The organism is Dolichospermum planctonicum (assembly GCF_005402965.1).
GTDB lineage: Bacteria > Cyanobacteriota > Cyanobacteriia > Cyanobacteriales > Nostocaceae > Dolichospermum > Dolichospermum planctonicum.
On sequence record NZ_BJCF01000019.1, the window covers coordinates 30,693 to 50,720 of the forward strand.

Genomic DNA, 20,028 nt, shown 5'->3' on the forward strand with positions numbered 1-20,028 from the left:
TTTCGCCATCAAAATTACACTTATTAAATTATAAACCTTTAAGTCTTGTCAAGTCAATACATAATACCAAGAAAAATCCCCGACTTCGGTGAGAGGTCGGGTATCTGTTACACCAAAGCTGCTACCTTCCCCAACAAACCCTGAAATAAGCGTAAACCGTCGCTATTACCTAAGACTTGATCTGCTGCTCTTTCTGGATGTGGCATCATTCCTAATACATTACCTTGAAGATTGCAAATCCCCGCAATATTGTTAAGTGAACCGTTGGGATTTTCTTGATAACGAAATAAAACTTGCCCGTTGGTTTCAATTTCTGCTAAAGTGGTTTCGTCACTGTAAAATCGCCCCTCTCCGTGGGCAATGGGTAAAGTTATCACTTCTCCTTGCGTATAACCATGAGTCCAAGGTAAATTATTACGCTCTACCTTCAGGGGAGAGCGATCGCAAATGAAGTGCAGGTCTTGATTTCTCGTCAATGCCCCAGGTAACAAACCAGACTCAGTTAATATTTGAAACCCGTTACAAATACCGATGACAAATTTACCTTGTTGTGCATGAGCAATCACTTGCTGCATAACTGGAGAGAAGCGAGCAATCGCACCACAACGTAAATAATCACCGTAACTAAAGCCACCAGGAACAATTACCACATCTACATCAGTAATGTCTGTTTCTTGGTGCCAAATCATACGAGTTGGTTGCCCTAGCAATTCTCTGGTAACATAGGCGACATCACGATCACAATTAGAACCTGGAAAAACTAAAATACCGAATTTCATAATTAGTCAGTGGTCAGTAGTGAAATAATTAGTGAAATAATTACCAAATTAAAATTTCAAAATGCTCCCGTTTGTGATTCGACTTCAATCAAATCAAAGCGATAATTTTCAATCACGGGATTTGATAGCATTTCGTAACAAATTTGATTTAAGTCTCGACGCGCTTTCATTTCATCTGGTGCGACAATAATTAACTCAATGTATTTACCAATTCTCACCTGTTCCACATTATCATATCCCATTTGTGTGAGGCCAGATTGTACAGCCACACCGGCGGGATCTAATACTGAATTTCTCAGGGTAACAAAAATTTTAGCTAAATATTTTCTTTGCATGAGGCCTTTGCTAAAAGCTGCGATCACTATACTATAACTTTTATGTTGCAACTGAGTGAAAATATAATTAGGATTTAGCAATGTAGGGGTAATTCATCAATTACCCCTACTATAGATACAAATTTATAAATACCCATGAGAAACATTCGCACCCGTAGTCAAGAAAGGATTTTAAACCTGTTAAAAAATATTAAACACAGCATTTCCGCTCAGGATATTTACGTAGAATTACGTAACGATCATCAAAGTATAGGTTTAGCAACCGTTTACCGTTCCCTAGAAGCTCTGAAACTAGAAGGCTTAGTACAGGCGCGAACTTTGGCAAATGGTGAAGCCATTTATAGCTTAGTACAACAGGATAAACATTACCTAACTTGCTTACAATGCGGTATTTCCATACCCATTCATCAATGTCCTGTCCACGAACTAGAAAGACAATTGCAAACCAGTCATCAATTTAAAGTTTTTTATCACACCCTAGAGTTTTTTGGACTGTGTAACAAATGTCAAGGAAAAACTTGACTAAGTAAGTTGGCATGAAAAAACCAAACTGTGTAAAGGAATGTAAAATAGATTTATTTGGATACCATAACTTACATTACATATTCTGAATTTAGCTATAAACATCCGTAGATAATGATATACCTAAGGAGGAATTAACTTGATTTAAGCTTTATATTATCAAGCACTACAAATATTTCAGGTTAAGAACTGACAAAACCCAGACTCAAATACAAATCTGGGGTAATTTTGTTCAAAATGAGAATAATAACTGAATGTGTTGTAAAATTAGATTTGTTATGAAATCATGGTGGATTTGTCTTAGTCATCTATAGCTGAAAAGTAAATTCAGCCAAGATAGCTATGGAGATGGTTGTGGAAAAACAAAAGTTAGATACAAATAAATGATACTATGAAAGTAGGCGATCGCGTGCGTGTTAAAGAATCAGTAGTGGTTTATCATCATCCTGAACATAAAGGTCAGTCCGTTGATATCCGGGGTACAGAAGGGGAAGTAGCCGCCATTGTCACCCAATGGAATGGGAGACCTGTCAGTGCTAACTTCCCGATTTTGGTGCAGTTTAGTAAAAAATTCAAAGCTCATTTACGCGATGCTGAACTAGAAATTATCTAAGTCACCAATTAGCGGCGACAAAACCAGGCCATAATATTTAGTTCGCCGCGCATCTTAGCTAAGTCTTGACGGTTTTGGTTTGCGGTTAGATAATACCATTCACAATGCTTTTTAAAGTCAGAACGGGTATTAACTTCATAATAAAATTCCCGCGCTGTTTGATGAACAGCAAATATTTCCTCAACTTCGGGTTGAGGGGAGGGAAAAATGTGTGGTAATTCTTTACTCATAAGGTAATGGGGGATAAGTAATTATTAAATCCAGCCGCGTAGCCAATAAATAAAAATACCCAGATACTCTTTGAAAGCAACTGTAAATTCGTGCAAATTATCAGTATCTGGTAATAATTTGAGAATAGCAGATTTGGGTGTGCTAGTAAATTCTTGTAAATCATCTTGACTAACAAGAAAGTCCGTGGGTGTGGGAATGACATCAATACCTTGACGGTGAAAAATTTTCAAAGCTCGTGGAGTGTGCATTGCAGAGGTTATTAATAATACCTTTTTAATCTGACGCTCTGCTAATATTTTACGGACATTAACCGCATTTTGATATGTATTCAGAGAATCTGGCTCTTGGATAATTACCTCAGAGGGGACACCAATAGATGTAAGAATAGTTGCCATATCTGCTGATTCTGGAGAACCACTACCACGCCAGTCAATACGACCCGCGCTGAGGATAATTATAGGGGCTTTTTTCTGAAAATAGAGTTGAGCAGCATAAATAATGCGATCGCCAGCTTCACTTAAATCTACCGTTGGACGCGGCCAAGTTGCTGATTTAGTTCCTCCACCCAAGACCACTATAGCTTCAGCCTTGGGAATTTGGGACGAGGGGATATTTTGCCATTCTAGACTGCGTACCATGTATTTTGCCACCCAAGCATTACCGCAGAGCAGTAAGATAGCTAAAGATAGAGAAATGGCTATAGTCGCAATGCGGGGACGTTTCCCCAAAGTCACCAAAGCTACAATTAAACTCACACTAGCTAATCCCAAAGGGTAAAAAAATAGTGGTAATAATTTAGACAAATATAAAAACATATTTACTCTCTTGGTTTCATTATAGCGGAAACTTAGTGATCAATTAGTATCCTAACCCGCCTGGGAATGAATTCCCAGTCTAATAGTTCAAGTCCACTAAAGTGGACTGAAAGCGTTTTCCAGTCGTCTTGAGACGACTCTTGTTATGAGACTGCTATATAAAACCTAAACAAAACCAGACTTTACTTTCTACTTCAACAGGAGTGTTTGGGATGTGTCCCACCCTTAGGGAAGCTACAGTAGACTTACACGCTGTAGCCAAACGCGATAGGTTAATTTCTGTATTTATAGCTACAGCCATTTCAAAACCACAGTTTTCACCGTGATAAGTTTTTTCAGATCAAGAAAGATGTTCTTTTTTGTGTCCACAATGAGAACAGGTTTTACTTGATGGATAAAATATATCAGCGATTATGATTTTACAACAGTTTCCCATAAATTCTTCTTTGTATACAAGGAAATATTAAGAACAGGAATCACAGTTTTAGTGATGGTTTTATGTGGTTTACGTTTCTTCATATAGTTAAATTTATTGATCACAATCTAATTACTTAATAGCTTGCATAGCACCAGATACTATATCTGTCAAAACTGTTATTAAGACTAATCTATTGTTAAATAGAGATAATCTTTATTGTCATAAATATATCTGGTAATCTTAGCATTTTTCAAGATTTTTTTGTGGGGTGAGGGGTCATACCCCCCATAGTAAATCATTTATAGGTAATAGAATCTAGTAAAAAGCAATTGATAGTAGTAGATAGCAATCGAAATTTGTTAAGTGTGTAAATATGGAGACAATGATTAGATATGAAACAAGTTTTATCAAAAAAATCAAGTTTAAAATTTATGGTCATTGATGATCACGAATCAGTTTTAAATGGAACAGTTGAAATACTACGAAAAAACTATCCTAGTGCTGAACTTAATATTGCTACAAATGCTAGTCATGCTTTAGAGGAAATTGCTATTTTTCAACCTGATTTGCTAGTTATGGATCTTTCCATACCTGAAAAATTAGAAATGACAGCGCGAGTTGATACAGGTATTCAATTTCTGAAAGTTTTGATGGAAAATTATTCTCATCTAAATCTTGTTGTTCAAAGCGCTCACGTGAAAACACTAGTGCGTATTCGTCCTTATATTGATAATCATCAAGGAGGCTTTACTGTCGCTGATAAAAGTCTTTCTACCGCAGAAATGTTAACTAGAGTTGATTGGGCATTACAGGGATTAACTCACACAAAAGATATTAAAGGAATACACTCAGGGTTAGAGATAAAACCAGAGTGGTTGCAAGTGCTGAATTTAGCTTTTGAACAAGGATTACAAGATAAAGTAATTGCTAAAAATATGTGTATATCTGAACGTATGGTACGCCATTATTGGAGTAAGTTACAAGACGCTTTAAGCATTTATCCAGAAGAAGGTAAAAACATCCGTATTCAAACAGAAATCAAAGCTAGAGCGGAAGGATTAATTGATTAACTAATAAATAAAGTTAGTAAAATTAATCAGGTGTTTTCCATAATTAAGTTATTAATACTGGAAGATCAGCTTATGCAAACCCAAATGTTTAAAAAATTCCCAAAAAAACTTTGTTTTGTTTCTGGAGGAAAGTTAGCAGGAATTATCATTACTATTTTTAGTTTAGAGTTCATTAGCTATTTTTTTTTAATTTGGGATTCCTCAGGTTCTCTGATTTCAGCAATGTTTATTCTAGTTATAAATTGCATTATGCTTATAGCTTTATCTTATTACAACAAAGCGTTGAAGTCCATAGTTAAAGTTCGTCAAAATCTAATTGAACTAAAAATAGAAACTATTCATAATGGACCATTACAAAGTTTAGCTAAAGTTTTAAAAATAGTCAAAGGACAAGATTTACCAGTTAATAAATTACTACCTTTAATAGAAACAGAACTTGAAGAATTAAATCAAGAATTACGAGGAATGTATGAATTTTGGCAACAAGAAAGTCTTACCCAGGATACCAGCCTTTATCTAGGAAATAATCTAGTCATAGATTTGCGAAACCCTTTACATGAAATTCTCTATCAAGTTTATAGCTACACCTTAGATAGAGATTTTCCCTGCTTTAAAACCCTGAAACTAAAAATGCACAATTTTGAACCTATCCATGACAGTAATTTAAGTATTCAAAATAAGCGAGGACTTTGCCGATTTTTAGAAGAAGCCTTGTGTAATGTTGGTAAACACGCCACAGAAATCACCTGTTTACAAGTTAGTTATTCTGTATCTCAAGGACGTTACACCCTCAGCATTATGGATAATGGTTTAGGAACTTATTCATCAAGAGAAGGTTGGGGAACAAAACAATTTAAAAAATTAGCACAACAACTTAAAGGTAAATTTAGACGGGTTTCTCTTTATCCTCAAGGTACTCTTTGTGAGTTATCTTGGCCTTTACCAAGTTCTTTTTGGTGGCAATAAACATTGCTAAAATTAGAAAAATTAGAAAATATTGATGTTTTGATTTTTCCAATAGCTAACCTTGCCAATACTGTGCCAAGATAGATAATTAAGAACTATATTGAGCAAAAGGAAAGCTAAAAAACGCCGTGCAAATTACATTCTTAGGGACGAGTTCTGGTGTACCTACAAAATCACGCAATGTTTCTAGCGTGGCGCTGAGGTTGCCACAACGGGCAGAATTGTGGTTATTTGACTGTGGAGAGGGAACTCAGCATCAAATTTTGCGAAGTGAGTTAAAAATTAGCCAACTATCCCGGATTTTCGTCACCCATATGCACGGTGATCATATTTTTGGCTTAATGGGATTACTTGCTAGTTGCGGTTTAGCCGGTAATGTGGATAAAATTGATATCTATGGTCCATCGGGCTTAAACGAGTATTTGCAAGCTGCTTCCCGTTACTCTCACACTCACTTTTCTTACCCCATTAAAGTGCATACTGTTCAACCAGGGGTAATTTATGAGGATGAGGAATTTACTGTTACTTGTGGTCTTTTACATCACCGTATCCCCGCCTTTGGCTACCGGGTAGCAGAAAAAGATAGAACCGGACGCTTTGATATAGACAAAGCCAAGGCCTTAGAAATTCCTTCTGGTCCAATATATGGTAAACTTAAACGCGGTGAAACAGTTACACTAGAGGACGGAAGAGTAATTAATGGTAGTGAACTATGTGGACCCATAGAAATTGGACGAAAAATTGCCTATTGTACAGATACAGTTTATTGTGAGGGTGCAGTGCAACTAGCTATTGATGCAGATGTATTAATTCACGAAGCTACCTTTGCCCATCAAGATTCAGACATGGCATTTCAAAGACTACATTCTACAACTACAATGGCTGCACAAACAGCTTATGGTGCGGGAGTTCATAAACTAATTATGACTCATTTTAGTCCGCGTTATGCTCCAGGAAATAGCATTGAATTAAAAGACTTACTAAAAGAAGCAAGGGCGATTTTTCCTAAAACAATTATGGCTCATGATTTTATGGTTTATGATGTCCCTCGTAGACGAGAAATTGATTTAAATGTCAGTGAATAATTTCCCTATTATTCAATAATTTTCAATTATCCCTAATTTTTCCTAGACTAATTATGAGCAATATTCCCCAAATTGGACAACCTGCACCGGATTTTTCTACCCCAGACCAAAATAATCATCTAGTCAATCTTGCTGATATAAATCAGTGGATAGTTCTCTATTTTTATCCTAAAGATAATACACCGGGCTGCACCACCGAAGCACAAGACTTTACAGAATTATCCTCTAAATTTACCGCAGCGGGGGCAAAAATCATCGGTGTTAGTCCAGATTCTGCCGCATCTCATTGTAAATTTATAGACAAACACAATTTATCAATTACCCTATTAACTGATCCTGAACATCAATTAATAGAAGCTTATGGTGCATGGCGTTTAAAGAAGTTTATGGGTAAAGAATATATGGGAGTTGCCCGTTCAACTTTCCTAATTTCACCTGATAAAATTATCGCCTACGTTTGGCCTAATGTCAAAACAAAAGGTCATGCTGAATCTGTACTCAAAAAAATTAAGGAATTAGCAGCTATTTAAAGTTTTATGGTCTGATTCGTCGGATTTTGTTGATATAGCTGTGATTTCTCACCGTTAGACATTTGATTTTCCAAATGTTAATTAATTTAAACTTTACTTTACTGAATTATGTTAATGAAATAATATAACCATTCCCACCTTATACAATAGGAATATCAATTATATTCTTTGTATTATGGTTCAATTCATCCAAGCGCGAAATATAGGCATTGCCTATTTAGAAGCAAGGTTTAGTCTAGAACAAAGCGACAATGCCGCATTTTTTCCTGAATGGTGGGAAAATTTACCAGAAATCTCTGATTTAGAAAAACAATATCTAGACAAAGTAAAATTGCATTTTCTCCGATTAGTGAAATATCCTCCTTTATCGGAAGAAACAGTAAAGTTAGTAGTTTTATCTCCCTTACTCAGTTTAGCTGGATTTTATGATGAACCTTTCCTGATTAGAAGTGAATCATCAATAGAAATTGCGGTCGAAAATGAAGACGAAGTTATCAGAGGTAAAATTGATGTTTTAGTTATCCAACAACAATTATGGTTATTGGTAATTGAATCTAAAAGAACTGCTTTTTCTCTTGCAGAAGCCATACCCCAAGCACTTACTTATATGCTGGCTAATCCTGATCCTGATTATCCTGTATATTCATTAGTAATCAATGGAGAAGATTTTCAATTTATCAAACTTATGCAAAAAGATCAAGCTAGATATGCTTTATCAGACAAATTCACTTTGTATCGTCGAGAAAACGAACTTTATCAAGTTTTCCAAATCTTAAAAAAACTAGGTCAAATTTTGAATTAACTGTGAATTAATTATGTCCAGTCGTCCTATCTACCTCGATTGTCATGCTACTACCCCGGTTGATGAACGGGTAATGGCTGCTATGATTCCCTACTTTACAGAAAAGTTTGGAAATGCGGCTAGTATTAGCCATATTTACGGTTGGGAATCAGAAGCTGCTGTTAAACAAACACGGGAAATTTTAGCAGCAGCAATTAACGCAACTCCAGAGGAAATTGTTTTTACCAGTGGTGCAACGGAAGCGAATAATTTAGCTATTAAGGGTATTGCTGAAGCTTATTTCCAAAAAGGTCAACATATTGTAACTATTGCCACGGAACATAAAGCCGTTTTAGATCCTTGTGAATATTTAAAAAATCTGGGTTTTAATCTCACCGTTTTACCAGTAGAAAAAGATGGATTAATTGACTTAAATCAGTTAGAAAAAGCTTTGCGTGATGATACAATTTTAGTATCTGTAATGGCTGCCAATAATGAGATTGGGGTTTTACAACCAATCGCTGAAATTGGGGAAATGTGTCGTCAACGGCAAATTATTTTGCACACAGACGCAGCCCAAGCTATTGGTAAAATACCTTTAGATGTGGAAGAAATGAATATTGATTTAATGTCTCTCACAGCCCATAAAGTTTATGGACCAAAGGGAATTGGGGCTTTATATGTTCGCAGACGTAACCCAAGAGTTAAACTTGCTTCTCAACAACATGGGGGAGGACATGAAAGAGGAATGCGTTCGGGGACTTTATATACACCGCAAATTGTCGGTTTTGGTCAAGCTGTAGAAATTGCAATAGCCGAACAGGAAACAGAAAATCAACGATTAATAGAATTAAGAGAAAGATTGTGGAAACAGTTATCTAATGTCGGAGGAATTTACTTAAATGGACATCCTCAAAAACGATTAGCAGGAAACTTAAATATTAGTGTTGAAGGTGTAGATGGTGCTGCACTTTCTTTAGGTTTACAATCAATAGTAGCTGTATCTTCTGGTTCTGCTTGTTCTTCTAATAATGTTGCCCCTTCCTATGTTTTGAAGGCCTTGGGACATTCAGATAAGTTAGCTTATGCTTCGGTGCGATTTGGGATTGGCAGATTTAATACAGTTGAGGAAATTGATCAAGTTGCCCAACAGGTAATTTCTACTGTGCAAGGTTTAAGAAGTGCGTCAGTTGTTAGTTGTTAGAAGCAATTATTTTTTGAATTTAGTTGTTGGGAAAGGGGGGTTAATAAATTTTTGATTTGTGTTTTAATTTGTGGAAAAGATTCTGGTCTGGGTTAACTGGAATTTTTTCCATATTCATTTATTTTCCTTAATTTTCAGGAATGGGGAAATAAATTCCCCTGTTCTCCTATATCTTGATTTTCCCTTTGTGCTTTCTTAAATGTCAATTCTCCCTGTTTCATATCAAAAAACTCTGGTCGCTTCTGTGCTGTTAATAATTCTTCAATAGTTAAAATTTGCACTTTCGCGTAATTTCTGCCATTTCCAGCTTTATAAAAACCTGAAGATGCTGCTTCTTTAATCATTGGTTGACTAGGAGGTGTGAGAGTCACAAACAATCCTATTTCTGCCTTATTTGTCTCCATTGTACCGCGTAAATCTCTAATCATCGCTGGGTTAAGATTTTTCCCACCTTTAACACTGACAATAATCTTTTTCACAGCAGTTTTATTTGATTTTTTGATATCAATAACATCTTCAAAAAATATCAATCCATCAATACCACCATCTGCACCTTTCTTTTTATCTTTATATGGTTGTGCATTCACAAGAGAACAAGCCCACCATTCAAACTGATAAGGATCTCTTGTAAATAAATCCTCTGCTGCTGCTAAATCTTGGGGTGTACCTTCTACTTCAAATTCAATCCCTGGAACTAACTTTTGATTTTTATTTTCATCTTCAATAAATTTGTTAGGAAAGGCATCTCTTAATCGTTTTTCTATTAAAGCAATTGCTAAATGAGTAATATCAATACCGATCCAATTTCTACCTAAATTTTCTGCTGCGTGTATTGCTGTACCACATCCACAAAAGGGATCAAGGACAATATCATCTTTATTACTACTAGCTTGGATAATTCTTTTTAATAAAGATAAAGGTTTTTGAGTAGGATATGCTAACCGTTCTTTAGCTTGAGAAGAAACAGGTTTAATATCACTAATTATATCTTGAATCTGTGTACCTGGAGCTTCATCTAAATATCTCTTATATTGTGGTACTTGCCCTTTCACTGGCCAGTAGATTAGATTATTAGCATCTAGAATATCTAGTTTTTCTTGTGTTGATAGTGACTTAGAATTACCATTAATTAAGCTTTCAATTGCTTTGACAGGTAATGCCCAGTGACGACCAACATCTGTAGGGTTAATACCACGCCAAGGTTTACCTGAATCACCTTTTCTGATACCTGCTGCTGTTAATGTTACAAGCCGATAAAACCCTTTATCATCTTCAAATCTATAAAAGTCTTTAATATAGTTTTCGTCGTAGTCTTGATAAACTTTATGCCATGTATAATCTTTCGTTTTTGTGTATAACAAAATAGTATCGTGAACAGGTCCCCACCTTTTAGCACCTCCATGAGAACCAGTCCTTTTCCAGATAATTTCATTTCTAAATTTATCCGCTCCAAAAATCAAATCTAAAATCATTTTTAAATAATGACTTGCTGTAGGATCGCAATGTAAATATAAACTACCTGTAGATTTGAGAACTCGATGTAATTCTATTAATCGAATGGCCATCATTACCAAATAAGCTGATAAAGAATTTTTACCTAAAGTTCTCACTAATAAATCTAATAATTGATACAATTCACCTTTTATATCTTGAATTTCATCTAAAAATCTTTCTGATTCAATTCCGCAAGTCCAAGTATCTTCAAAAGCTGTAATTTGAGCTTCAGAACTTCCACCAGTAGAATTTTTGAAGAGAATATTATAATTAGCTTGAGAGTTAAAAGGTGGATCAAGATAGATTAAATCAATACATTCATCAGGAATATTTTCTCTGAGGACTTGTAAGTTATCACCGTAGTAAAGACGTTTCATAGATGTTGACATAACTAATTTATAAATATTTTAAACTAAATATTATAACATATTATAACATATCTCCATAAAAATCCTCATCTAATAACTGTTCTAAAGTAAAAGGTAAATCAAGAGGATATTCTGATTCATCTGGTTTTCTCACTCCTAACTTAGCATTTTTACTTTCTTTAATTGCCAGTTTTCTAGCATCAGCATAAGCGATAAAAATTACCTCATGCAGATAATTTTTAAAAGAAGGATTTTCTTGTAAATCTTTTTTAATTCTAAAGCGATGTTCAGTAATAGAACTGTACCAACTTCCTTTCATTATTTCAGTAATCATCTTTTATCAATCATAATGATATTTACAAGAGAGAATAATCAATAAATCTTCTTCTATCTTGTAAACTGATCTATGTTCATTTGTAATTCGTCTTGACCAGTAACCTTGCAATTCATATTTTAGTGGTTCTGGTTTACCTATCCGAGAAAATGGTTCTCTTTGGATATCTTTAATTAATTCCAAGATTTTTTTAAAGACTTTTTTATCTTCCTTTCCCCACTCACCCAATTGTTCAAAAGCTTCTGGTTCAAATGCTACTTTTTTCATATTCATCTAAATCAACATAAATTAGGTTGCCTTTGTCTACATTTTCCATAGCTTTGAGTAGATGTTGTTTGTTAGCTTCTGATTTGAGAAGATAGGTAGTTTCATCTTCTTCAATAGGTGATTCAACTAGGATAATAACTTCTACAACTGTCCCTGCTGGTAATTCAGTGGTAGATAGTTCGATTTTGCCATCTTTACCGACAATAGCCTTTTGTTTAATTCCACTGAGCATAATTTTTAATTACTCTGATAAAGTCAGATGTACTTATTTTATTCTAACTCTATTATTTGAATAAATTAAGCCGCCTGTTCTGCTAAAAGGGGAATGACATGATATTTATCTCCAGTGACTTTTATTTCACCATCATGCAGAGGAATTTGACCGCCATTAATATCTATTCTATAGCCAATTGCGCCGGCAAGATAGAGTCCATATTGCGATCGCTTCGCTCGTTATCGGTAACGCTCTTGTTGCATTTTTGCGGTATTTATCCAACACACCACGCAAATGTTAAAAAACATTTCGCTATCTTGTCAAGATACAACACTACAAGGATAATTAACTAAGCATGGTTATGTGTTGCAATATCAAATAATATACAAGCTTATTGTATAACGCTGTTGAAGTTTTTACAAGTAGGGAAAAATTATGAATTTACCAATTCAAGTTACCTTTGCATTAGCAAGTTGGGTTGTTAAAGGCTTACAAGATGGAACTTTTGAACGGGTTGGGGGTGTAATTCAAGAGGTAATAAGTAAGAAAATTGTAACTTTGTTGCGAGACAGTTTTTCTGATGTGTTGCAAGACAGTTTTTCTGATGTAAATCAGCGTTTAGATGGTGTTGAGAATCAAATAGATTCAATTGGGCAAACTTTACAAGGTTCTCAAAGTATTTTGCAAGTATCTACTGCTGCTAGTATTCTCAATCTTGGTGTTTCTGTGATGGGTTTTGCTGTTATAGCACAGCGCCTAAATGAGATAGAAAATCAACTAAAGCAAGCGCAGGAATTGTTAAATAAAATCAATCGCAAAATTGATATGAGTTTTTATGCTAACTTCCGTGCTGGAGTCGAATTAGCGATTAATGCCTTTACAATGACTAAAATTGAAAACCGGAGAAGCAGCGCGTTACAAGCTATTAATCGTTTCTTAGAAGCAGAACATATTTACAAAGATTACACCGTTAATGAACTTTCCCAAAAAAGCCAAATAATTGATAAATATATACTCACATTATCTTTAGCTTATATTGCCGAAGCTCGTTGTTATTTAGAACTAGAAGAACATGAAACAGCAATTCGTCGTTTTCAAGAAGGAACAAAAGTTATAAGGTTACTGGTTAATAACTACATTGAGATCATGCTTACTTCTAATCCAGCAGCATATTTACACCCTCAATTTAAAGGACAAATTGATTTGTGTAAATTAACCAAAATTTACCGATGGATTAACCCTACATTAGATGAAAATTCTGTATTTGATATTCTGCGTGAGAATATATTTAAGTTAGCACAAAACAATAATGAATGGTTGTCTTCCTTACCATCGTCTATTGTAGATCGTCATGAGATAAGCTGGGGTTTATTTGGAGGAAATCCTACACCATTAACAGGTAGATTTGAAAAACAAGCTTTTCAAAGACTTCCCCAAGTATTTAAAGTAATGGAATCAATGATTGAAACTAACAACAGATTTGAATCTTACCAAACAGAAATACAAGCAATATCTCAATTAGGAATTAGTTTTCATGAATGGTTGCAATTAAAACCATCTACAGAACCAAAACCAGAAGGTGCAGAATTAATGTTTATTATTCCTTCTCAACCTTTAGAATTACCTGGTTAAAACTGTATTTCCTCAACACCTTGACGAATAGCATCTTCCATATCTTCCAGTGTTGCAGGTTCACCATCATATTTCAAACAACCTGCTACATCTTCCAATTTAGTTACTGGAAAAGGCTTTTTAGTTTTTAATAAATCTGCCACAGTACCTTTTTTAGCTGTACCTGCTGACAAAGCGGCTAAAGTTTGCTCTGCATTCTTAGCGATTTCTAAACGACGTTTTTCAATCTTCCTTTTCTTAATTAATTCTACTAAAAAATCCTGATCTTCTTGAGAAAGATTTTCCACATATTCAATTACCTCTTGAAAAGATATAGTTTTATTCATAATCAACTCCTAACCACTGCACTTAAAAAACAACTTACCAAAATTATAACATTCATCTTCTCTTCCTTCGTGTTCTTCGTGTCTTCGTGGTTCAATAAAACAAAAAAAAGGACGAACCCAAAAGCCCGTCCTGAATATTTCCGAAAAAACCTAAATCTTCGCTTCTTGTCTTACCAACTTATCCCAACCCAAATCCTTCAAATTATTATTCCTTCTTAAAGGACGAGTTACCAACTCCAAAACATCACGCGCATTACCAAAACCGTGAATTTGAGCAAAGGTAAACTCCACAGACCACTTAGTATTAATACCTCGTGCTTCCAGAGGATTAGCATGAGCCATACCAGTAATTACCAAATCTGGTTTTAACTCATAAATTCGTTGGACTTGATTGTAATTATCTGGCTTTTCGACAATAGTTGGTAAAGGTGAACCCATTTCCTGACAAGTCTTTTCTAACAAAGCTAATTCCGCAGCTTGATAGCGTTTATCCATGTAAGGAATCCCGATTTCTTGAACAGTCATACCACAACGAACTAAGAACCGGGCTAGGGAAATTTCTAATAAATTATCACCCATGAAAAATACAGATTTACCGCGAATTAATTGCACGTATTCTTCTAAATTTTCCCACATTTGCGCTTCTCTTGCATCTAAACCCTGGGGTGTAATTCCAAATACAGAGCAGATTTTTTCTACCCATGCCCGTGTTCCGTCAGGACCAATGGGGAATGGTGCGCCTATGAGTTTACACTTGCGGCGACGCATTAAAGTTGTCGCAGTCCGACTGAGGAAAGGATTGACACCAGCGACATAATACCCTTCTTCAATCACAGGTAATTCTGTAAATCTTTTTGCGGGGAGCCAACCAGAAACTTTGATACCTTGTTTTTTCAGTTCTAAGGTTAATTGGGTAACTACTGGGTCAGGTAAAGAGCCAAAAAGTACCAAGGGCGGATGATTTACGTACTCAGATTCATCTTGGGCTACATCTTCTTTTTTCTTACCGAAATTCATCAACTTCTGAATGGCGTTACGCTCGCCTTTTTCAGTTTCGGATATGGGAGACTTTTCAGGACAACGATGAGCCATAGCGGCTAACACAGTGTCCTCTCCTTGGGTAAATGCGTAGTCGAGGCCGTTAGCACGAGCGACAACTATAGGAATACCAATTTCTGCTTCTAATTTAGGTGCTAAACCTTCCAAATCGGTTTTAATAATTTCCGTAGTGCAAGTACCAATCCAGACAATTACACTGGGATTGCGATCGCGTTTAATTTGCTGACATAATCGTTTTAATTCTTCATAATCATTCAATTGTGCGGAAATATCCCCTTCTTCTAATTCAGCCATAGCATAACGAGGTTCAGCAAAAATCATCACCCCCATGGCATTTTGCAGGAAGTAACCGCAGGTTTTCGTGCCAATAACTAAAAAGAAACTATCTTCAATTTTTTGATATAACCAAGCCACACAACTAATCGGACAAAAAGTGTGATAATTTCCAGTTTCACATTCAAAATTTAAAGCTTCTGGTTGTTGAGCAACGGTCATTTTAATATTCTCCTTTTCATTTTTTCAGATTGTCAAACAGATAATTGAGGATGAAAAATTAAGTCAAAAGGCAGAAGCCAAAATTTATTAAATTTATTAAATTTATTATATTTATTAAATAATAAACTTTGACTTTTGACTTTTATCACCCGCTTTCAATAATTAATTGTCAGGAAAAAGACGAGCCATTTCGGATTCATTAAATACCTCGGATGGCAATTCTTCTATTAACAAATTGTTATTTTCTTCACCCTGGTGCAAGGATTTTTTATCACCCCAGATGTCCGATACTACATCATCAAACCGATTTTTTGCTGATGTACTTAGTTCATCAAAGGAATTATCTACAGATAAATTCATCCCATTCAAAGCATTGCTATTAACTGAAGCGGGAGCAGTAACTTCCGGGTTATCGCTTGTATCTGTCAAATTAGAACCAGGAGGAAGGGAGACATGACCGGAATTATCCATGGTTTTTCCACTGGATACTGCTTCTGACTCCTGAGCAATTTCCGGTTCAGAGATATGTTCCATGACCACAGCCGGGTGACGGGAATATATCTCTTGTTCTAAACTGGGACTAAGACGATTACCAAGGACAATATCTGAGTCAAAATTCAAGCCCAGAACTTCAATCAAACTATCCACATCTGGATTGAGTTTAGCAAAGGGAAGCATTAGCTGGGCTAATTTCGGTTCTAAAGTATTGATCACCCCTAGAATGAGATAAGAAGACGGTCGTTGACCGCCATCAGGGGTGTAAACTGATTCAACAGTCATCAGCACAGTAATCCATTCACGATTTGCTTGAAAGAATTGCAACCACTTTTGCTTGAGTGAATCTGTAAAACTATCAAAAAAAGCCATACGCCCATTCTGAGAGGTAAAATGTTTTAGACAATCATCAAGTCTAGTTCCTCATCAGGATTTACGGCTTGTGTTTTGACAGGATTGAGATAAAAATCCGATAATAGGGAAAACAGTTCACGGTCAGGAGAGTCATTGGGAACAACACCTTCTGGTCGGGCGAGAATTTGATCAGCTATATTCAGGTAATAATCGCAAACGTAAGCAAGAGAAGGATCTGACTCGGCCATTTCAAACAGAGTTTTACCTTTAACACGGGAAACCCGAATATCTTCAATTAAAGGTAATACCTCTAAAACAGGCATGGGTACGGCTTCTATATATTTCTCAATTAAATCACGCTTAGAAGTCCGATTACCAATTAACCCGGCTAAACGCAATGGATGAGTGCGGGCTTTTTCCCGTACCGAGGCAGCAATCCGGTTAGCGGCAAATAAGGCATCAAAGCCATTATCTGTAACAATTAAACAGTAATCTGCATAATTTAAAGGTGCAGCAAAGCCACCACAAACAACGTCACCAAGTACGTCAAATAAAATTACATCGTACTCATCAAAAGCATTAAGTTCTTTTAATAATTTAACTGTTTCCCCAACTACATAGCCACCACAACCAGCACCGGCTGGGGGTCCACCTGCTTCAACGCAATCAACACCGCCATAGCCTTTATAAATTACATCCTCAGGCCAGACATCTTCGTAGTGATAATCTTTTTCTTGCAGGGTGTCAATAATGGTGGGAATCAAAAACCCTGTCAAGGTAAAGGTGCTGTCATGTTTAGGATCACAGCCAATTTGTAGCACTTTTTTACCGCGTTTAGCTAGGGCTACAGAAATATTACAACTGGTTGTAGATTTGCCGATTCCACCTTTTCCGTAAACTGCTAGTTTCACTTTTGTGCCTCTCTTATAGTTTTTTGACAAACTTTGAAATCAAACATTTACCCGCATCCATTCTGCTCCAGCAATGGGTGAGGTATGTAAGTGCCATTATTGTGCAAATTCTCCAGAATGCAAAGGGGGTTGTAATTTAAAAAATGTCGATATATGGCTTTTAATAATGAAAATTTAAGATTTTATGATAAAATTAGCTGCTAATTACCTAAAAAGCTCTAAAAATATCAAAAATAAGATTTTTATTTAGTATTTTTATAAAAATAGTTTCAAAAGACAAAAAAAATATCCTATGTAAAAATTGATTGATTCCATAGTGTTTGCTGATTGTGATCTCAATTGATCATATTCGACAAATTTCGGGTGTATGCTAGGAAAAACCTATGGTCAGCAATAAGTTGCCCATAAAAGGAGGATGTTAAAATCAGGGTAATTAGGGGATCTGAAAGCTGAAGAAAATTGAAAGTGAAGAGATATTGACAAGGGTGACTTCCTTCTGAGTCAGAATTAAACCTGGATTAGTAAATATTTATTAAATTAGGAAATATGGGAAATATCTGATATAAAACTTAACAACTGACTACTAACAACTGACCAATGACGAAAAGACAAAAATTTCCTTACTTAGTTGGTTCTAAATGGACTGCACAACAGAAAGTTGATGGTTGGAGACATTTTCAGGTCGTTAACCGCAAAAACCAGGGTAAGTGGGTATATGCGGAAATGGTGGCAGCCTGTGATCCTCAAGTCCGCTTTTGGTTAAATGCTAAATTATTACAAGATAACTCCCAATGGTACGCTGGGTGGCAAACTTTACAAGAAATTAACTCCATTGACAGCAATTAATTTCAGCAATTAAACTGCTTTTAACCTAAAAACCATAGATTTTCGGAATTGGGGGTTAATATACTGGTATAGTAAAAGTCACAGTTGATCCAAATCCTTCACCAAGACTATAAAAATGTACCTCACCACCCATGGCTTGTATTAGTCTTTGGGATATAACCAGTCCCAAACCTGTACCACCATATTGACGAGTCCGAGAACCATCAACCTGAGAGAATAATTGAAATAGTTTATCTTGGTTGTCTGGAGAAACCCCAATACCTGTGTCAGTAACAGTAACTTTGACTGTTGCGGGGTGTTTGTGTGGTATTAAATCTGCACTGACAGTGATACCACCTTGATGAGTAAATTTAATGGCATTACCCACCAAATTCAGCATTACCTGTAATAATCTTTGATAGTTACCTTGGACAAGGATTTTATCAGAGATTGTCAGTATTTCCATCTGGAAACTGAGATTTTTGATTTCAGCTTGAGGACGGGTAAGATGTTCAATATGCTGAAATAAATCCTTGAGGTTAACTGGTGAAAAGTCTAACTCTATTTTGCTTGTTTCGATGTTGGCGGCATCTAAAATGTTATTCAGGATGTTTAAAAGGTGTAAAGACAATTGATGGGCTTCTGTGATAAATTCATTTTGTTCTTCTGGGTGATCCGTCATTCCTGCCAAAATTAGCTGTAAAAAGCCAATTATGCCGTTAAGGGGGGTGCGAATTTCGTGGGAGATATTGGATAGAAATTCACTTTTTAAACGTTCGGCTGCTTCAGCTTTTTGCTGATATTTTTCTACTACTTTATATAAATTAGCATGAGCGATCGCTGTTCCTATTTGTTCTGCTACTTCTTTAGCTAATTCTAATTCTGCTTGTTGCAATTGGTAGCATTCATGAGCAAAACTGAGAACAAGTAAACTATTAGCTTGACTTTGATAATAAGTAGCAACAGCCATAACTTTGTACTGTTGAGACTGATGATCATCTGCAATTACCATGACCACAGGCTTTAAGGTAGCTAAGGCCTGAGCAAAAGCTGGTTCAGAAGATATGTCTATTTCCGAACCAAGTATAGAAGTTTCTTCCGGCTGAAGATATTCAGCAATTACCTGTACTTTTTTACTAGTGGGTTCACAAGGACAAATAATACAGTGTTTTAGCTTGAGTGTTTTTCCTAAACTATCAACTGTTTTTTGCCAAATAACATCTAAATCTAGGATTTGGCGGATATTTTTGCTGATTTTAGTTAATAACTTTTGGTGTCGCTGCGATCGCAAAAACGACTCAATTAATGTCAGTGTTTTTACTGACTGGTTGACTGGATGAGGGTTAATTTTTGATGGTAACAATCTACCCATCACCAAAACTGTAGTTATCGGTTGACCAAATTGGGGTAAAATGGGGGTAATTGTCAATTCCAACTCGAATAATTCAATATTGCATTTAAACCAACATTTCACCCTTTCTGGTACAGAACTGCTTAAAATCCGGTGTAAATGTTCTAGATAAACAACTTTATCTACCGGAGCAAAGCTATCATTCTCATTCAGGAAGTCAACTATTCTCTCAGTATCACAACCTAAATATGCGCTGTGATCCCAATGAAAATGTAGATAACGACCAGAACTATCTTGTGTGTACACCAACTCCGCTCCCAGAGTTGGGAATAAACCATCTGTACTCAGAGGTGTAAATTCCAGATTTGGCGGAATTAAGTTCAGAAATTGGGTATTGGCAATAATAGTCATTAACCGAGTTGGATAGACAAGGGGCTACAAACTGCTTTCCATTGTGCTGATACTACAGCTACTTGTATTTTCCCATAAACTTTGACATTTTCTACGTTTTTGAATGGTGGATTTTTGAGTTTTCTGACATTCAATGCGTTAAA

Annotated in this window: 24 protein-coding genes and 1 pseudogene; 10 read left to right on the top strand and 15 right to left on the bottom strand. The window is 35.8% G+C overall.

Features of this window, described 5'->3' with window-relative positions:
- Positions 1-107: 107 nt before the first annotated feature.
- Both purQ and purS read right to left on the bottom strand, forming a co-directional pair.
- Positions 108-779, bottom strand: coding sequence for a phosphoribosylformylglycinamidine synthase subunit PurQ (gene purQ, locus FFO06_RS10215; protein ID WP_137907943.1), 672 nt, complete (start codon positions 777-779; stop codon positions 108-110).
- A gap of 56 nt (positions 780-835) precedes the next feature.
- Positions 836-1,114, bottom strand: coding sequence for a phosphoribosylformylglycinamidine synthase subunit PurS (purS, locus tag FFO06_RS10220; RefSeq protein WP_028083786.1), 279 nt, complete (start codon positions 1,112-1,114; stop codon positions 836-838).
- Positions 1,115-1,249: 135 nt separating this feature from the next.
- Here purS and FFO06_RS10225 point away from each other — a divergent pair, with 135 nt between their 5' ends.
- Both FFO06_RS10225 and FFO06_RS10230 read left to right on the top strand, forming a co-directional pair.
- On the top strand, positions 1,250-1,636 hold the full coding sequence (locus FFO06_RS10225) for a Fur family transcriptional regulator (RefSeq protein WP_137907944.1): 387 nt from the start codon (positions 1,250-1,252) through the stop codon (positions 1,634-1,636).
- Positions 1,637-2,027: 391 nt separating this feature from the next.
- Complete coding sequence (locus FFO06_RS10230) at positions 2,028-2,249, top strand: ferredoxin-thioredoxin reductase variable chain (protein ID WP_137907945.1); 222 nt, start codon at positions 2,028-2,030, stop codon at positions 2,247-2,249.
- A gap of 8 nt (positions 2,250-2,257) precedes the next feature.
- Here the strand turns inward: FFO06_RS10230 and FFO06_RS10235 are convergent, their stop codons facing one another.
- Together FFO06_RS10235 and FFO06_RS10240 are read right to left on the bottom strand one after the other, a co-directional pair.
- Complete coding sequence (locus tag FFO06_RS10235; protein ID WP_137907946.1) at positions 2,258-2,479, bottom strand: hypothetical protein; 222 nt, start codon at positions 2,477-2,479, stop codon at positions 2,258-2,260.
- Positions 2,480-2,503: 24 nt separating this feature from the next.
- A complete protein-coding gene (locus FFO06_RS10240; protein WP_137907947.1) occupies positions 2,504-3,295 on the bottom strand; it encodes a YdcF family protein in 792 nt (263 codons plus the stop codon).
- A gap of 810 nt (positions 3,296-4,105) precedes the next feature.
- Between FFO06_RS10240 and FFO06_RS10250 the strand changes: the two genes are divergently transcribed.
- From FFO06_RS10250 to FFO06_RS10275, 6 genes are all read left to right on the top strand, one after another.
- Positions 4,106-4,783: a response regulator gene (locus FFO06_RS10250; RefSeq protein ID WP_137907948.1), complete on the top strand. Its 678-nt coding sequence runs from the start codon at positions 4,106-4,108 to the stop codon at positions 4,781-4,783.
- Positions 4,784-5,032: 249 nt separating this feature from the next.
- The gene (locus tag FFO06_RS10255) at positions 5,033-5,749 is read left to right on the top strand and encodes a sensor histidine kinase (RefSeq protein ID WP_137907949.1); all 717 of its coding nucleotides are present in this window, start codon (positions 5,033-5,035) and stop codon (positions 5,747-5,749) included.
- Positions 5,750-5,877: 128 nt separating this feature from the next.
- Positions 5,878-6,834 (top strand): ribonuclease Z, encoded by a 957-nt coding sequence (locus FFO06_RS10260; protein ID WP_137907950.1) that lies wholly within the window; start codon positions 5,878-5,880, stop codon positions 6,832-6,834.
- 53 nt (positions 6,835-6,887) lie between these two features.
- On the top strand, positions 6,888-7,364 hold the full coding sequence (bcp, locus tag FFO06_RS10265; protein ID WP_137907951.1) for a thioredoxin-dependent thiol peroxidase: 477 nt from the start codon (positions 6,888-6,890) through the stop codon (positions 7,362-7,364).
- Positions 7,365-7,539: 175 nt separating this feature from the next.
- On the top strand, positions 7,540-8,166 hold the full coding sequence (locus FFO06_RS10270) for a restriction endonuclease subunit R (protein WP_137907952.1): 627 nt from the start codon (positions 7,540-7,542) through the stop codon (positions 8,164-8,166).
- A gap of 13 nt (positions 8,167-8,179) precedes the next feature.
- Positions 8,180-9,349 carry an IscS subfamily cysteine desulfurase gene (locus FFO06_RS10275; RefSeq protein ID WP_137907953.1) on the top strand — a complete coding sequence of 390 codons (1,170 nt, stop codon included), beginning with the start codon at positions 8,180-8,182 and terminating at the stop codon, positions 9,347-9,349.
- Positions 9,350-9,483: 134 nt separating this feature from the next.
- Here FFO06_RS10275 and FFO06_RS10280 read toward each other — a convergent pair whose 3' ends face one another.
- The 5 genes and pseudogenes from FFO06_RS10280 to FFO06_RS22570 all read right to left on the bottom strand — a co-directional run.
- Entirely contained in the window at positions 9,484-11,232 is a 1,749-nt protein-coding gene (locus tag FFO06_RS10280) for a DNA methyltransferase (RefSeq protein WP_236097117.1), read from the bottom strand.
- A 40-nt stretch (positions 11,233-11,272) separates the two neighbouring features.
- Complete coding sequence (locus FFO06_RS10285) at positions 11,273-11,545, bottom strand: DUF29 domain-containing protein (RefSeq protein ID WP_236097118.1); 273 nt, start codon at positions 11,543-11,545, stop codon at positions 11,273-11,275.
- A gap of 6 nt (positions 11,546-11,551) precedes the next feature.
- Positions 11,552-11,812 carry a Txe/YoeB family addiction module toxin gene (locus FFO06_RS10290; RefSeq protein ID WP_137907954.1) on the bottom strand — a complete coding sequence of 87 codons (261 nt, stop codon included), beginning with the start codon at positions 11,810-11,812 and terminating at the stop codon, positions 11,552-11,554.
- Positions 11,793-12,044, bottom strand: a complete 252-nt coding sequence (locus FFO06_RS10295) for a type II toxin-antitoxin system Phd/YefM family antitoxin (RefSeq protein ID WP_028091509.1) — start codon at positions 12,042-12,044, stop codon at positions 11,793-11,795. The genes FFO06_RS10290 and FFO06_RS10295 overlap by 20 nt, the downstream gene beginning before the upstream one ends.
- Before the next feature lie 65 nt (positions 12,045-12,109).
- Positions 12,110-12,241: pseudogene (locus FFO06_RS22570) on the bottom strand (DUF6972 family protein); the annotation flags it as partial.
- A 220-nt stretch (positions 12,242-12,461) separates the two neighbouring features.
- Between FFO06_RS22570 and FFO06_RS10300 the strand changes: the two are divergent.
- Positions 12,462-13,658 carry a hypothetical protein gene (locus FFO06_RS10300; protein WP_137907955.1) on the top strand — a complete coding sequence of 399 codons (1,197 nt, stop codon included), beginning with the start codon at positions 12,462-12,464 and terminating at the stop codon, positions 13,656-13,658.
- Here FFO06_RS10300 and FFO06_RS21950 read toward each other — a convergent pair.
- The 4 genes from FFO06_RS21950 to bchL all read right to left on the bottom strand — a co-directional run bounded on the left by FFO06_RS21950 (position 13,655) and on the right by bchL (position 17,298).
- Complete coding sequence (locus FFO06_RS21950; RefSeq protein ID WP_137907956.1) at positions 13,655-13,984, bottom strand: hypothetical protein; 330 nt, start codon at positions 13,982-13,984, stop codon at positions 13,655-13,657. The two genes, FFO06_RS10300 and FFO06_RS21950, sit on opposite strands and share 4 nt — an antisense overlap.
- Before the next feature lie 150 nt (positions 13,985-14,134).
- Positions 14,135-15,538 carry a ferredoxin:protochlorophyllide reductase (ATP-dependent) subunit N gene (locus tag FFO06_RS10310; protein WP_137907957.1) on the bottom strand — a complete coding sequence of 468 codons (1,404 nt, stop codon included), beginning with the start codon at positions 15,536-15,538 and terminating at the stop codon, positions 14,135-14,137.
- 162 nt (positions 15,539-15,700) lie between these two features.
- A complete protein-coding gene (locus FFO06_RS10315; protein WP_137907958.1) occupies positions 15,701-16,405 on the bottom strand; it encodes a DUF5331 domain-containing protein in 705 nt (234 codons plus the stop codon).
- A gap of 26 nt (positions 16,406-16,431) precedes the next feature.
- Positions 16,432-17,298 (bottom strand): ferredoxin:protochlorophyllide reductase (ATP-dependent) iron-sulfur ATP-binding protein, encoded by an 867-nt coding sequence (gene bchL / locus FFO06_RS10320; RefSeq protein WP_236097119.1) that lies wholly within the window; start codon positions 17,296-17,298, stop codon positions 16,432-16,434.
- A gap of 597 nt (positions 17,299-17,895) precedes the next feature.
- Here bchL and FFO06_RS10325 point away from each other — a divergent pair.
- The gene (locus tag FFO06_RS10325; protein ID WP_137907960.1) at positions 17,896-18,144 is read left to right on the top strand and encodes a TIGR02450 family Trp-rich protein; all 249 of its coding nucleotides are present in this window, start codon (positions 17,896-17,898) and stop codon (positions 18,142-18,144) included.
- 55 nt (positions 18,145-18,199) lie between these two features.
- Here FFO06_RS10325 and FFO06_RS10330 read toward each other — a convergent pair whose 3' ends face one another.
- Both FFO06_RS10330 and FFO06_RS22305 read right to left on the bottom strand, forming a co-directional pair.
- On the bottom strand, positions 18,200-19,885 hold the full coding sequence (locus tag FFO06_RS10330; RefSeq protein ID WP_137907961.1) for an ATP-binding protein: 1,686 nt from the start codon (positions 19,883-19,885) through the stop codon (positions 18,200-18,202).
- A complete protein-coding gene (locus FFO06_RS22305) occupies positions 19,885-20,019 on the bottom strand; it encodes a hypothetical protein (protein ID WP_265584153.1) in 135 nt (44 codons plus the stop codon). Before FFO06_RS22305 ends, FFO06_RS10330 begins: the two co-directional genes overlap by 1 nt.
- Between the last annotated feature and the right edge of the window lie 9 nt (positions 20,020-20,028).